The organism is Silvimonas terrae, from assembly GCF_014202765.1.
GTDB classification, from domain to species: Bacteria; Pseudomonadota; Gammaproteobacteria; order Burkholderiales; family Chitinibacteraceae; genus Silvimonas; species Silvimonas terrae.
Map to the genome: position 1 here is coordinate 520,839 of NZ_JACHHN010000002.1, position 13,608 is coordinate 534,446.

Consider the following 13,608-nt stretch of genomic DNA (forward strand, 5'->3'; position numbering starts at 1 on the left):
AATAATAAAAATCAATTGGGTAAATTTGAGAACATATTTCAATCAACAAAACATAAAAACATGCGGCGCAAGGGATATTGACATTGATTTAAAACCGGCACAGGATTGGCCGCAATCCAGATTTCCTGGGTTTATTGCTTCGAACAGACGACTCAATTGACCCGGCGGGCAATTGATAACGCATCATTGCACTGAATATTGATCTGGATTAAATATGGCACTGCAGAATTATTATTTATCAATTCCCGAATTACGGTTGGCAGATCGCCTTAGCGTGCGTGATCTGGACATTATCGAAATCATTGGCCGGCCTTACGAGTTAACCCTCACCGTGACCAGCAGCAGCGATATCGATCTGCTGGCGGCGCTGGACAAACAAGCCACCTTCTCCGTCTGTCCGGTGCCAGAAACCCAAAGCGCCCGCCTGGAAGCGCTGCTTCCAGCTCAACCCATCAAGCCTGAACGACAGTGGGGCGGCGTGATTCGCGCCATCTCCAAAATCAGTCAGTCGCATGACGAATTTGTATTTAGCATCAAAATGGCCCCGCGCCTTGCGCGGCTGGCCGATGATATTGATACCCGGCTTTATCAGAATGTCGATGCGCCCACCCTCATCAAATCCATCCTGAAAGACAAGCTGAATCTGACGGGCAATGATTACGTCATTAAAACCAGCAGACCGTATGTAATCCACGAACATTCAACGCAATACGGGGAGCGGACTCTCGATTATCTAAATCGCATATGCGAAGCCGAAGGGATTTACTATTTTTTCACGCAAACCGACGATGGTTTTGACGTGATTAATTTTGCCGATGATCAAAGCCAATACATCAAACCCGTCGGTGTAAAACTGTACAGGCCCGATTCGGGTCTGGAAAGCGGCTGGACAGAAGCGGTACTCAAACTCCAGACCCACGCCAAACCGGTGATCGGGAATTTCAGTTTTCAGGATTACAACCACCGCGCCACATTGCAGGCTGACCTGCAGGGCAACAAACTGACCCAGCAAGGGGCCAAAGGGTTTGTGGGTCGTGCCTACCAGTTTGGCCAGCATCAAAAAGACACCGAACAGGGCAATGCCGCTGCCCGACTGGCGTATGAAATCGCCCTGAACGAACAACTGACGGCCACCGGTGAAAGCACCGTGCTGGCCTTTGCACCGGCCCAGGTGTTCCGCACAGACCTGATCGACCCACAGGCCGAATTTGGCTGGGTGATCACCGAAGTCAGACACACTGCCGGTCGCCGCAAGGCATGGCTGAATGAATTCAAGGCCATCCCGTCTGACCGGGTGATTCGCCTGGCGCGGACCACCGTCAAGCCCACCATCAGCGGCACCATCCCCGCCCGCATCACCAGCCCCAGCAAATACACGAACGCTTATCTTAGCGAACATGGTTTTTATCGGGTGGCCTACGTTTTTGACGCAGACGCCAAGGCCGGCAAGTGGCCACCAGCCGGCTCCAGTCGGCTGATGCGGCTGGCCAGACCCTACGCCGGTGACACGTATGGCATGCACTTTCCGCTGATTGACGGGACTGAGGTGCAAGTTGCATTTCAGAATGGCGACATTGATCGCCCGTATATCCAGTCCGCATTACACGACCAGAGCAAGCCTGATCACGTCACCAACCTGAACCACACCAGAAACGTCATCAGAACACCGTCGAATAACAAGATTCGGCTGGAAGACAAAGACGCTCAACAACACATCAAAATCAGCACGGAGTACGGGAAATCCCAGCTCAACCTGGGCCACCTGGTCAACGCCGGTCGGGAAAAGCGCGGCGAGGGCTTTGAGTTGCGCTCGGATATGGCTGGCGTGCTGAGAGCGGAAGGTCTGTTTTTCACGGCCTACAGCCAGAACCGCGCCAGCGGCCAGGTGCTGGACATGCAACCCGCGCTGGATCAACTCAACCAGGCCATGACCCAGATGCAGGCGCTGGCCAAGGCCGTTGAAACCGCCCAGGCCCAGGTGGCAGACCTGCAAACGCAGAGCGACCTCAAAGACCAGCACATCAAGGAACTCAAAGCCGCCGTGATGTTGCTGGCCGCCCCCGCAGGCATCGCCCTGGTTACGCCAGACGCCATTCAACACAGTGCGGGTAAGAACGTCACCCTGACCGCCAAAAACAATATTGATGCTGGCGCTATGGACCACGTCACCGTCGCCGCCGGTAAAACCCTCTCCCTGTTTGCCCACCAGGAAGGCATGAAGCTCTATGCCGCCAAGGGCAAGGTGCAAATGCAGGCCCAGTCCGATGAGTTGCACATCAACTCGGACAAAGACATGCAAATCACCAGCAGCCACGGCCAGGTGACTGTGGCCGGCGACAGCAAAGTCACCATCACCAGCCAGGGCGCGTATATCAAGCTGGAAGGCGGCAATGTGGAGATTGGCGGCCCAGGTGATCTGAAGATCAAAACCGCCTCGTTTGAGTGGGTGGGGGCAGGCAATAACACGTTCGATCTACCCAAGCTGCCCGGCACCATTTGCTGGGAATGTCTGCGGCGCGCACTCAACAACGGCACACCCATCATTTTCAGGTAAACACCATGAACCAGCTTGTCTCTTCGACAGCCCCGGCGCAGCCGGACCCAATTGCAGCGGCACGTGAACAGCTAACGGCTTTACTTGACGGCCCTGGCCGACTGTTTGCACTCATTGACGCCGGTCCGGTGCCAGATGCTCGTCAGTTTGTGGTGTGGATGAAGCACTTGCGTGCGGTCTGTCTGTTCGGGCAGCCGCCTGTATGCCGCAGGCAACGCCCAGTACCGCTTTGAACTCATGGCGCTGGGTCATCCCAAACTCACTGACAGCAAGCTCACCATCGACGGTCAGACCCTGGACTACTTCAACCAGCGCCCGTCATGGGAAACCATCACCTGGCCTGGCGATGCACCCGACAAAGCGGGGGGCAGCCTCACCTGGGACATGCTGGACGGCACCCGCCATCGTGACCGGCAATTCAAGGGCACCTGGGGTTGCATCCGCTTGCTCGACAAGGCCACACTGGAACAGGTGGACCGCGCCAACTGGCACATTGACTGGACGCTGGAAGACAACATCCACCTGCGTTACGCCCTGCGCACGCAAGCGGGCACCGGCCCGCTGGAACTGCTGCAACTGCGGCACTTCAAACTGCCGGAAAAAATCTTTTTGACCGGGCGGGAGCCGGCCCCGGTCAAGGCGGCCAGCACTCCGGCATCCACGCCCGCTCAAGCCGATAAAGCGGCCAGACCATGAACAAAACCGAGAAAGCAAGACAGTTTGAAGCTGCGCGGCAGGCGGCACTGCCAGATGCAGTCAAGGCGGCGATGGCCACCTGGCCGGAATACGGGCGCGGCTACAATCACAGTTTAGAAAGGCGCACGCAGTGCATGGCCGCGGTTCACCGCATCGCCGCTGCATGGGGCGGTCTCTGCCTGGATAATGAATACACGCGAGCCAAGGACAAGCTGCGTTGCCGTTGTGCACATGGCCACGAGTTCGAATCCCTTGCGGAAAGTATCCAGCGTGGCTACTGGTGCCGAACCTGTTACGACGACCGGCGCAGGTTCACCATGGAAGACATGCATGCCCTGGCCAGAAAGCACAACGGCCTGTGTCTGTCTGACACCTATGTCGGCAGTCAGAGCCACCTGCAGTGGCAGTGCGAAAAGGGCCATATCTGGTTGGCAAAGCCCAATAAAGTCCAGCTTGGTCACTGGTGCAATGCATGCAACCTTGAAAGGCGGCGAATCAAGGCGGCCGAACTGCAGGCGATTGCGCAAGCGCGTGGCGGGGAGTGCCTGTCTGAGGACCCCATTTTCAGTAGAGTCAATGTGCGGTGGCGCTGCGCCCGTGGTCACGAGTGGGCCGCATTGGCCGGAACGGTGAGACGGGGAAGCTGGTGCCCGCAGTGCGCCATCCTGGCGCGCATCCACAAGAAAGGCAGCAAAGCCCGCCGCAAATATGAGGCGTCAGACCGCCATCAGGTCGATGGGGCTGAACTGCTTGCGCAAAAACCGGAAACGCAGGCATGAGCGTCACCGCATAACAGACCCATTATCCCCGATCAGGCTTGACAGTCAATTCCAATATATTGGATGATTCCTCCATCAAACAGGAGGAATAATCCTTGGATATCAACGCACGTCTGGCCGAACGCATCCGCAAGCTGCGCAAAGATGCCGGTTTGTCGCTGGACGAACTGGCCAGCAAAACCGGCGTCAGCCGCTCCATGATTTCCATGATCGAGCGCAATCAAAGCAGTGCGACTGCTACGGTGCTGGAGCGTCTGGCCTCCGGCCTGGGGCTGACGCTGGCCGATCTGTTTGCCGCAGATACCGCCGCAGATACCGCCGCAGAGCCCCTCTTGCGCCGCGCCGGGCAAACCGTCTGGCGTGATCCGCAATCCGGCTATATCCGCCGCAATCTCTCGCCCGCAGCCGCGCATGCGGCCTTGCAACTGGTAGAGGTGGTTTTTCCGGGCGGCGCGCGCATTGCCTATGAAACCGGGCTGCGTCAGGCGGTGGTACACCAGCAAATCTGGTTGCTGAGCGGGCAGATGCACATCAGCGTGGGCGAGCAGGTTTATCAGCTTCATGAGGGGGATTGCCTGGCGTTTGAACTCAATAGCCAGACCGCGTTTTACAACCCCACCCAGGACGACGCCCGCTATCTCGTCGCCATTTACAACTAAAACAGACCAACCCGGAGTTTGCATGTCCAGTCACTTCACCGTGGAGCGCGTTGCGCATTTATCCTCCAATATCCTGGAAGACCTTGCGCATATCCTGCACGCTTGCGTCGAAAACGGCGCGTCGGTCAGTTTCATGCTGCCGTTTTCACCTGCGCGGGCCCAAGGCTTCTGGCAAGCCATGGCCGGGGAAGTCGCCAATGGCAACCGGATTTTTCTGGTCGCGCGTGATGAGGATGGTCGCGTGGTCGGGACAGTACACGCCATCCTCAATCTGCCAGAAAACCAGCCGCACCGCGCGGATGTTGCCAAGCTGCTGGTGCACCCTGCGGCCCGCAAAGGCGGGATCGGGGCGGCGCTGATGCGTGAGCTGGTCAAGTCTTGCGCGGCCGCTGGCAAAACGCTGCTGGTGCTCGACACCGTCACCGGTGGCGCGGCAGAGCGGTTATACGCGCGCGAAGGCTGGACTGAATGCGGCAAGATTCCTGGCTTTGCCTTGATGCCGGATGGCGAGTTGTGCGGCACTACGGTGTTCTATAAGACGATCTGAACACGCGTTTTTGCTGGATGCCGCGCTAGACTCAATGATCCGCGCGTGATCTGCCCGTCCATTGTCCCACCGGGTGTCCGGCCAGCGATGCGGCAAAGACATCCGTGTGGTGCTGCCCAATGGTTTCCTCACACCGCGCCAGTTCTGCCTGTTGATCGGCCGAGAGCGGGCCTTGCCGCTGCATGAACAAGAGTGATTCATACAGTCGCAAATGCGTGTCGTAGTCCGACAGCATATGGATTTCGTCTTTCACGGTGCCTGGCTTGAACACGGCCTCCAGCCGCCAGACGATGTCATCCAGCCGCAGGCCATCGGCCAGCAACTCCACTGCCAGATCACTCAACGCCCAGCGCTCCGGCAAGTGTTGTGCTTCCAGCGCCTGCACCAGCGGTGATTGCTGTCCGGCTTCTGCCGGTTTGATCATTTGTTTCTGCGCCATGTGCCAGCCTCCTGGGTGTTTCTGCCAGTATGACCAGCAACAGAGAGCAGGGGATGCGGCAAGGTGCGCATCCGCCTGCCAGAATCGGCTGACGCTAACGGTCATTGAGAGGTACGGTTGAGCGGTACGGCGCGCAGATTGAAAACGGCAAAATGCGGCGCCGGGCTCACCCAGTGATGCGCGACTTGCCAGCCAGCCGCACTGGCCAGCGCGGTAAAGGCGGGCAGGGTGAACTTGTAGGAGTTCTCGGTATGCAGTCGCTCACCTGCCTTGAAGGCAAACGTGTGGCCGGCGGCATTCACCAGTTGATCGATGCGGCTGACCAGGTGCATTTCCATGCGGCTTTCCTGCGGGTTCCACAATGCCAGGTGCTCAAAGGCGTCCAGATTGAAGTCGCCACCCAGTTCCCGGTTGATGCGGACCAGCACGTTTTTGTTGAAGCGCTCCGTCACTCCTTGCCGATCGTTGTAGGCGGCATGCAGCGTAGGCTCGTCTTTGGCCATATCCGCCCCCACGACAAGCAGCGCGCCGTTGCCCAGCAGCCGATGCACCTGGCGCAAGAAGGCCACGGCCTGTTGCGGGTTGAAGTTGCCGATGGTGGAGCCCGGAAAAAAGCCCACCTTGTTGCAAGCGCGTACCGCAGAGGGCAGCGCCAGGGCGCGGGTAAAGTCATCGACCAGCGGGGCCAGCGCCAGGCGCGGGTAGGCCCGGGCCATGCGCGCGGTGGCGCTTTGCAGGGCGTCTTCACTGATATCAATGGGGACGTAGGTGCTGACCTGTGGCGCGGCATCCAGCAACAGGCGGATTTTATGGCTGGCGCCGCTACCAAACTCCACCAGTGCTGCATCCGGCGGGATATCTGCGGCAATCTCGCGCGCAATGGTTTCCAGTAACGCGGTTTCCGTGCGGGTCAGGTAGTACTCGGGCGTGTGGCAGATAGCCTCAAACAACTCGGAGCCGGCCGCATCGTAAAAATATTTGGGCGAGAGGTTTTTCTCCCGCGCCGACAATCCGGCAATCACGTCAGCGGCAAAACTGTCCTCGCTCTCTACCGTGCCCGCGCCCACATCGCGGGCCAAGCGCAGGCTGGAGAACATCCAGCGCTGTTCGGGCCGGAAAAAATTGCGGTAACTGCTGCGCGCATGGCCGGTTGGGGTGATTGCCGCGCCGCCGCGCAAGGTCATCTGGCTGACCATGAATTTACCGTTGTATTCACCCACGGCGGTCCGTTGCGGTTTGAAACCGGGATAGGGGCTGTAGGCGCTCTGCGTCCATTGCCAGGCCACATCGTCGCATTGCTCCAGCACGCCAGTACTGGCGGCGAACTCCCATTCGGCTTCGGTGGGCAGACGGGCTTCGGCCCAGTCGGCAAAGGCGGCCGCTTCGTAGTAGCTGACATGCTGTACCGGCGCATCCAGATTCACCGGCCGCAGGCCAGCCAGCGTCATCTGGCACCACACCCCGTCAACGTGTTCCCAATACAACGGCGCCTGCCAGCGTTCGGCCTGCACCAGGGTCCAGCCATCAGACAACCAGTACAGCGGACGGTTGTAGCCGCCGTCTTCCATAAAGGCTAGCCACTCGCCATTGGTCACCAGCCGGTCGCTGATTTCATAGGGTTGCAGCCAGACCGGATGACGGGGTAGCTCATTGTCAAAACAGAAGCCACCCTGGGCGCCGATCTCCACCTTGCCGCCGGCCAGACGCTGAAAATGCCCACGCCGACCGGCATGCGGCAATAACCATTGCTCGTCATAGGCCGGTTTAAGGCGGGAGCGTGAGAAAAGGTTCAGCACATCCATCAGGATCAGCTCCTGATGCTGTTCTTCATGCGCCAGTCCCAGCAAGACCAGTTCGGCCAGGTCTGCAGCCTGTTCGGACTGCAACAACTGCGTCATGAATTCATCGACATGACCACGATAGGCCAGCACTTCTTCCAGCAAGGGTCGCGTCAACAGGCCACGTTGCGGGCGCGGGTGACGGTCACCCAGGGCTTCGTAATAGGAGTTGAACAGGTAGCTGTAGTCCGGATCGAACGTTTCATAGTCCGGACAGTGCGGTTTAAGCAGGAAGGTTTCAAAAAACCAGGTGACGTGCGCCAGATGCCATTTGGTGGGACTGGCATCCGGCATGGCTTGCACCACCATGTCTTCTGCATCCAGCCGCGCGGCCAGCGCCAGGGTGGTTGCGCGCACTTCAAGATACCGCCGGGAAAGGTCACCGATCTCTACGGCTTCTTCCGGCATGGCGCGGGGCGCACTCATATCGTTCAGAAATCCCATCTCTGCACCTTTGCTGTTTAACGTGGGGCAATGCCGACTCAGCTTAGGGTATAGACATTACAACGGCATCAGAGGTGGGCTGATTGTCATGTAGGACCGCCTGTCCGCCCGCACGAGGCCAGCCAGGCCTCAGCGCGTACTACAGGTGGAACGCATGTTTGGCGCGGATTTTATGGGTTTCCCCGGCCACTTGAAACTCGATGTCACGCAGGGCAAAGCGGGTCATGACCGCTTCAATGGTTTCGCGCTGCGGCTTTTCGCCAAGCGGAAAATCCACAATTCGCCGCAGGGCGATGTCTTCCGGGAATTCGTTCTGGATCACGGCTTCCAGCACCAGGGAGTCCACCCGGGTCCAGGGCAGGTCAGTGCCAAAATCATAGTAAAACGTCTTTTCGCCATGCCAGGTTTGATAGCGGATCTGGAAATGATTCATTGATCACCCTCTGGATAAACAGCGCGCCATAATTTCATACGAAAGCAAAAACGAGAAGACAAGCCAGAACGCAAAGTGTTCTACCGCACAGCATCGACAAACGGCATGACATGCGAATGACAATCCGCCGGCAACTGTAAAACAGGTGCCGGGCAGATCAACGGTCAACAGGGAATGGCAGATTATTGCTGAGGGGCGGGCGGCGTGAGTGCTTCGTCTACGTAATGGACATAGACGTAGAAAATACCGGATTTCACATCGCCCTCATGCCGGCTGCAGGCATTGGCCCAGGCTTCTGAATCCGGGTGTTCTTTGCAGAACTGCGAAGCCTGTTCCATGAACTGGGCCAGTTGTTCCTGGCTGATGCCATGGCGCGGGGCATCGACGTGGATATACGCATTGAGTTCGACCAGACACGTCAACGGTGCCTGATCACAGGCATTCAGACGATCCACGTAGGGCCCGGCAAATACCGGAGCCGCAAGTAACAACAGAAGGGTGCAGAGAAGTGCTTTCATTGCCGATAGAGACGAGCCAGAACCGGACGCCAGCATAGCACGCCAAACCCGCTCTGGCGGCGCGTTCCCGCTAATATCCCGCCTCGTGCACAACGCCCGTGACCGCATCGACCACGGCCTGCGGTTGCTCTTGCTGGATGTAATGCCCTGAGTTGACCGATTGCACCTGGCCCGCGCCGGTCAGCACCAGCCAGCCGGCTTCTTCCTGATGGATCTGCGCTTCAAACCCACCTTGTTCGAGCAGGTCAAAGCGCGTGCGCACCAGCACGCGCACCGGTTTGCCCAGCGGGACCGCGCCTGCAAAACGGGCAAGACATTGATCCTGATCGTCAAACTCCGGCCGCATGGCCGGTGTGAAGACGGCGGCCCGCATGCCCTTGAGCAATGCGGCCTGCGCGCCGGCCTGATTTTGCATATTGCGCCAGTGATCCGGATGGGTGGCGTCCACCAGCACCAGTCCGGCCACTTCATCCGGATAAAGGCGCGCATAGGCGTACTGGTACAGACCGCCGATGGAGTGCCCCACCAGCACATACGGCGGCGAGACGCCGGCTGCGTGCAATAGTTGATGCAGTTCCACGGCAATGGTGCAGGGGTCACGCGGGCCCGGTTTGCTCTGGCTGGCACCATAACCCGGCCGGTCATAGGCAAACACCGGGTAGTGCGCCGCCAGCGCAGCAAATACGGTCGCCCAGGCGTTGCGATCGTCCCCCAGTCCAGACTGCAGCACCACCACCGGCTGCCCCTTGCCCGACAGGGACCAGGCCACTTTGCTGCCGTCCACCACGCTCGATTGCCCGTGATCCGGCACGGTTGAACACGCGGTCAGGGCAAACGCCAGCAAGATCGTGCGCAGCATGCTAAAGCTCCAGTCAGGGCGAACACAGCCAGTATCGGTGGCTTGGGTGAAAGCGCCATGAAATCCGCTGTGACCCGAATCACCGAGGCCCTACTCACCCGAATGGGCGAGGGGCTGACACGCCAGCCTATGGAGGCTGGACCAACGCACCCGCCGTATCGTGGCAACACGCAATACCACAACCCAGGAGAAACCCATGCAAGACCATAAGCAAGTTGCAGGCAGCTTTGTGACCACCCAGGATGGCGCACAGATTTTCTACAAAGACTGGGGCGTGGGTCAGCCCGTCGTGTTCTCCCACGGCTGGCCGCTGTGTGCAGACGCATGGGACCCGCAAATGCTGTTCCTGCTGCAGCGTGGCTATCGCGTGATTGCGCATGATCGCCGGGGTCATGGTCGTTCTTCGCAAACCGCCAATGGCAATGACATGGATACCTACGCCGACGACCTGGCCGCCGTGCTGGACGCGCTGGATCTGAAAAATGCCGTGCTGGTGGGGCACTCCACCGGGGGCGGCGAAGTGGCGCACTACATCGGTCGCCATGGCAGCAAGCGCGTGGCCAAAGCGGTACTGATCGGCGCCGTGCCGCCGGTCATGTTGCAGTCCGCCACCAACCCGGAGGGCACGCCACTGTCCGCGTTTGATGGCCTGCGCGCTGGCGTCGCTGCCAATCGCGCCCAGTTATACAAAGACCTGGCTGTGCCGTTCTTTGGCTTTAACCGGGAAGGGGCCAAGGTGTCACAAGGTCTGATTGACGAGTTTGTCCGCGAAGGCATGGCGGGCTCCGTGCTGGGCCACTATCTGTGCATTCGCGAGTTCTCTGAAGTGGATTACACCGAAGACCTGAAACGCATCGATATCCCGACGCTGATTTTGCATGGCGACGACGACCAGATCGTGCCGATTGCCGCTGCCGCACAAAAGTCCGCCAAGCTGGTCAAGGACGCCACCTTGAAGGTTTACCCCGGCGCATCGCACGGCATGTGCGCAACCGAAGCCGACAAGGTCAACGCGGATTTGCTGGCGTTCATCAAGGGCTGATCCCGGCGCGGATCAGGCGGAAGGATCAGGCTGAACAAAAGAAAAACCGGGTTTGCCCGGTTTTTCTTTTTCAGAATGCAAAGCAGGAGCAGCCAAACACGCCCCAGAAGCCAGTGAAATCGGTGATGGGCACGCTGGATCGGCGTGCCACATCATGGCTATGCAGATGGACAGTGCAGGGCCCGCTGCATTGGTGGGCCACCACAGCGCGCACCGGGTTGTAATGCCCCGGAACGCGCTTGACCGGAGACCAGTCTGGCATCACCGGCAGGGTGGGTGGCGCTAGCGGAGTGAATTCATCAGCCCCATACACAATGCGGCCACCCACCAGGGTCAACACCGACTCAATGTGCTTGATGGCGGCTTCCGGCACCGCAAAATAGTCCTCGCTCAGCACGGCCAGATCGGCCAGTTGCCCTGTTTTGATCTGACCTTTCTTGCCGGTTTCACTGGAAAACCAGGCGCTCCCCACGGTCCACAGTGCCAGCGCTTCCTCCCGGGAGAGCGTATTGGCCTCGTCATACAACTGGAGCCCGCCGACGGTACGACCACTCACCAGCCAGTACAGCGCCGTCCACGGGTTGTAACTGGCCACACGTGTGGCATCGGTGCCGGCGCCCACCGGCAGGTCGCTGGCCAGCATGCGCTTGACGGGGGGCGTATGCGCAGCGGCCGCCGCACCATAACGGCCGGCAAAATACTCGCCCTGGAACGCCATGCGATGCTGAATGGCAATACCGCCGCCCAATGACTTGACCCGCTCGATATTGCGTTCCGAGATGGTCTCTGCATGATCAAAAAACCAGTGCAGCCCGGCAAACGGAATGTCCCGGTTAACGCGTTCAAATACATCCAGCATGCGGCTAATGGATTCGTCATAAGTGGCATGCAAGCGGAACGGCCAGCGCTGGCTGACGAGGTGACGCACTACGCGCTCCAGTTCTGGCTCCATCTGCGGGGCAAGTTCCGGGCGCGGTTCCAGAAAATCTTCAAAATCTGCAGCAGAGAACACCAGCATTTCGCCCGCGCCATTCAGGCGCAAAAAGTCATCCCCGGCACCCGGCGCGGTCAGTGCCGTCCAGCGACTGAAATCCGCCAGTTCCTCGCCTTTTTTCTGGGTAAACAGGTTGTAGGCAATACGCACGGTCAACTGATTCGCCTGGGCCAGTTGCTGCACAACCACGTAATCATCCGGGTAGTTCTGGAATCCGCCGCCGGCATCAATGGCACTCGTTAGCCCCAGCCGGTTGAGTTCACGCATGAAATGGCGCGTGGAGTTCAGTTGATACTCCAGCGGCAACCGGGGGCCTTGGGCCAGCGATGCGTACAGGATCATGGCGTTGGGGCGCGCAATGAGCATGCCGGTAGGGTTGCCGCTGGCATCCCGCTGGATTTCGCCGCCGGGCGGGTTGGGCGTGTCTTTGGTGTAGCCGACCGCACGCAAGGCGGCGCGGTTCAGCAGGGCGCGGTCATACAAATGCAGGATAAACACCGGTGTGTCCGGTGCGGCGGCGTTGATCTCGTCCAGCGTGGGCAGACGCCGCTCGGCAAACTGGAATTCAGTCCAGCCCCCAACCACGCGCACCCATTGCGGCGCGGGCGTGACCTCGGCCTGCGCCTTGAGCATGCGTAGCGCGTCCGCCAGGGAAGGAACTCCCTCCCAGCGCAATTCCAGGTTGTAATTCAGGCCGCCCCGGATCAAATGCAGGTGGGAGTCATTCAAGCCCGGTATCACGGTGCGCCCGTTCAGGTCGATCAATTGCGTCTGGTCATTGCGATACCGCATGACTTCCGCGTCAGTACCCACTGCCAGGAATCGGCCATCCGCAATGGCCACGGCGCTGGCTAACGGCCTGGCTGGATCAACCGTGTGGATCGCACCGTTATGCAGAATGATCTCGGCAGACATGCGTATTCTCCATTCTCCGGATAAACAAGGATCAACAAGCGACGTCGATAAACGATCTGGGGGATGCCGCAGACGCAGGCCCGTCTGATTGGCGGCACACCCGGGCTTGCTCTGGCGCAAACCTGGCGTACACAAATCACCCTGGTCGGGACTGCGGCTCCACGCTGTTTTGTTGCGTCGCGGCATGCTGCGGCCCGCGCATTGCAGCAAAAACAAACCGGTTTCATCTATCTGATTTTATTGCTGTTTCGTGACAAAACGGCGCAATCTCATTGACCAGTTCGGGTCGCGCTGCCACATGCAAATCACAAAATCGTCATTCAATAAATACCCACTTCACGCTAATTACCGCAAAAAACCACACCAGTAGCATGGATTGAGACGATTTTTGCAGGAATAAAACGGTGAAGGCCGGGATTCACGATCAGCACGGCTTGCGCGCGCACTGGAAAGTCATGGCGGTACTGGCATGCCTGGTGCTGTTTTATTGCGGCCACCTGATCCGCAACTATTTGTATGCCGACTGGTGGCTGAGCGAGCGACCCGCGCTGGGCGACATCATTGCCTTTCAGCAACGCAACGGCGACATTCCCGCGCTGCTTCTCCTGAACACCAGCCATCATAGCGGCGTTCTGCACGCCACGGACCGCAATGAGCGGCGCACCATCAGTACCGCGGTCACCGTCATGCAGGGGCCATCCGGCGCGATTTCTTACCGGGTAAGCGGTGGCGACCTGGGCTTTACGCTCATCGCCGATAACGCCGGCCCCCGCTATTACACCTGCCGGGAATGCACCGGGCGGGATAGCCATTCCAGGCTTCCCGTTTTGTGGGAGGCCATACCGGCAGCACCTGCCCGTTAACGGCCCCGGCCGGGCCCATAAAGCCGCC

At 59.2% G+C, this 13,608-nt stretch carries 13 protein-coding genes; 7 read left to right on the forward strand and 6 right to left on the reverse strand.

Features of this window, described 5'->3' with window-relative positions:
* Positions 1-214 precede the first annotated feature (214 nt).
* From HNQ50_RS06575 to HNQ50_RS06595, 5 genes are all read left to right on the forward strand, one after another.
* The gene (locus HNQ50_RS06575) at positions 215-2,554 is read left to right on the forward strand and encodes a type VI secretion system Vgr family protein (RefSeq protein WP_184098800.1); all 2,340 of its coding nucleotides are present in this window, start codon (positions 215-217) and stop codon (positions 2,552-2,554) included.
* A 171-nt stretch (positions 2,555-2,725) separates the two neighbouring features.
* Positions 2,726-3,250: a type VI secretion IcmF C-terminal domain-containing protein gene (locus HNQ50_RS06580; RefSeq protein WP_184098802.1), complete on the forward strand. Its 525-nt coding sequence runs from the start codon at positions 2,726-2,728 to the stop codon at positions 3,248-3,250.
* Entirely contained in the window at positions 3,247-4,029 is a 783-nt protein-coding gene (locus HNQ50_RS06585; RefSeq protein WP_184098804.1) for a hypothetical protein, read from the forward strand. Before HNQ50_RS06580 ends, HNQ50_RS06585 begins: the two co-directional genes overlap by 4 nt.
* Before the next feature lie 95 nt (positions 4,030-4,124).
* A complete protein-coding gene (locus tag HNQ50_RS06590; RefSeq protein WP_184098806.1) occupies positions 4,125-4,688 on the forward strand; it encodes a helix-turn-helix domain-containing protein in 564 nt (187 codons plus the stop codon).
* 22 nt (positions 4,689-4,710) lie between these two features.
* Positions 4,711-5,235, forward strand: a complete 525-nt coding sequence (locus HNQ50_RS06595) for a GNAT family N-acetyltransferase (protein WP_184098808.1) — start codon at positions 4,711-4,713, stop codon at positions 5,233-5,235.
* Positions 5,236-5,266: 31 nt separating this feature from the next.
* Here the strand turns inward: HNQ50_RS06595 and HNQ50_RS06600 are convergent, their stop codons facing one another.
* The 5 genes from HNQ50_RS06600 to HNQ50_RS06620 form a co-directional block, all read right to left on the reverse strand.
* On the reverse strand, positions 5,267-5,674 hold the full coding sequence (locus HNQ50_RS06600; protein WP_184098810.1) for a hypothetical protein: 408 nt from the start codon (positions 5,672-5,674) through the stop codon (positions 5,267-5,269).
* 101 nt (positions 5,675-5,775) lie between these two features.
* Positions 5,776-7,956: an ergothioneine biosynthesis protein EgtB gene (gene egtB / locus HNQ50_RS06605; RefSeq protein WP_221303026.1), complete on the reverse strand. Its 2,181-nt coding sequence runs from the start codon at positions 7,954-7,956 to the stop codon at positions 5,776-5,778.
* A 139-nt stretch (positions 7,957-8,095) separates the two neighbouring features.
* Positions 8,096-8,389, reverse strand: a complete 294-nt coding sequence (locus HNQ50_RS06610; protein ID WP_184098812.1) for a hypothetical protein — start codon at positions 8,387-8,389, stop codon at positions 8,096-8,098.
* A 182-nt stretch (positions 8,390-8,571) separates the two neighbouring features.
* Positions 8,572-8,907 (reverse strand): hypothetical protein, encoded by a 336-nt coding sequence (locus HNQ50_RS06615; protein WP_184098814.1) that lies wholly within the window; start codon positions 8,905-8,907, stop codon positions 8,572-8,574.
* A gap of 70 nt (positions 8,908-8,977) precedes the next feature.
* On the reverse strand, positions 8,978-9,766 hold the full coding sequence (locus HNQ50_RS06620) for an alpha/beta fold hydrolase (RefSeq protein ID WP_184098816.1): 789 nt from the start codon (positions 9,764-9,766) through the stop codon (positions 8,978-8,980).
* A gap of 196 nt (positions 9,767-9,962) precedes the next feature.
* On the opposite strand from HNQ50_RS06620, the gene HNQ50_RS06625 reads away from it, so the two are divergent.
* The gene (locus HNQ50_RS06625) at positions 9,963-10,808 is read left to right on the forward strand and encodes an alpha/beta fold hydrolase (protein WP_184098818.1); all 846 of its coding nucleotides are present in this window, start codon (positions 9,963-9,965) and stop codon (positions 10,806-10,808) included.
* A 70-nt stretch (positions 10,809-10,878) separates the two neighbouring features.
* Here the strand turns inward: HNQ50_RS06625 and HNQ50_RS06630 are convergent, their stop codons facing one another.
* Positions 10,879-12,717 carry an amidohydrolase gene (locus HNQ50_RS06630; RefSeq protein ID WP_184098820.1) on the reverse strand — a complete coding sequence of 613 codons (1,839 nt, stop codon included), beginning with the start codon at positions 12,715-12,717 and terminating at the stop codon, positions 10,879-10,881.
* 404 nt (positions 12,718-13,121) lie between these two features.
* Between HNQ50_RS06630 and HNQ50_RS06635 the strand changes: the two genes are divergently transcribed.
* On the forward strand, positions 13,122-13,580 hold the full coding sequence (locus HNQ50_RS06635; protein ID WP_184098821.1) for a hypothetical protein: 459 nt from the start codon (positions 13,122-13,124) through the stop codon (positions 13,578-13,580).
* Positions 13,581-13,608 lie beyond the last annotated feature (28 nt).

Coding starts and splice junctions, on each gene's coding strand:
- HNQ50_RS06575 (WP_184098800.1), top strand. CDS start 215: ATGGCACTGCAGAATTATTATTTATCAATTCCCGAATTACGGTTGGCA.
- HNQ50_RS06585 (WP_184098804.1), top strand. CDS start 3,247: ATGAACAAAACCGAGAAAGCAAGACAGTTTGAAGCTGCGCGGCAGGCG.
- HNQ50_RS06595 (WP_184098808.1), top strand. CDS start 4,711: ATGTCCAGTCACTTCACCGTGGAGCGCGTTGCGCATTTATCCTCCAAT.
- HNQ50_RS06600 (WP_184098810.1), bottom strand. CDS start 5,674: ATGGCGCAGAAACAAATGATCAAACCGGCAGAAGCCGGACAGCAATCA.
- egtB (WP_221303026.1), bottom strand. CDS start 7,956: ATGGGATTTCTGAACGATATGAGTGCGCCCCGCGCCATGCCGGAAGAA.
- HNQ50_RS06610 (WP_184098812.1), bottom strand. CDS start 8,389: ATGAATCATTTCCAGATCCGCTATCAAACCTGGCATGGCGAAAAGACG.
- HNQ50_RS06615 (WP_184098814.1), bottom strand. CDS start 8,907: ATGAAAGCACTTCTCTGCACCCTTCTGTTGTTACTTGCGGCTCCGGTA.
- HNQ50_RS06620 (WP_184098816.1), bottom strand. CDS start 9,766: ATGCTGCGCACGATCTTGCTGGCGTTTGCCCTGACCGCGTGTTCAACC.
- HNQ50_RS06625 (WP_184098818.1), top strand. CDS start 9,963: ATGCAAGACCATAAGCAAGTTGCAGGCAGCTTTGTGACCACCCAGGAT.
- HNQ50_RS06630 (WP_184098820.1), bottom strand. CDS start 12,717: ATGTCTGCCGAGATCATTCTGCATAACGGTGCGATCCACACGGTTGAT.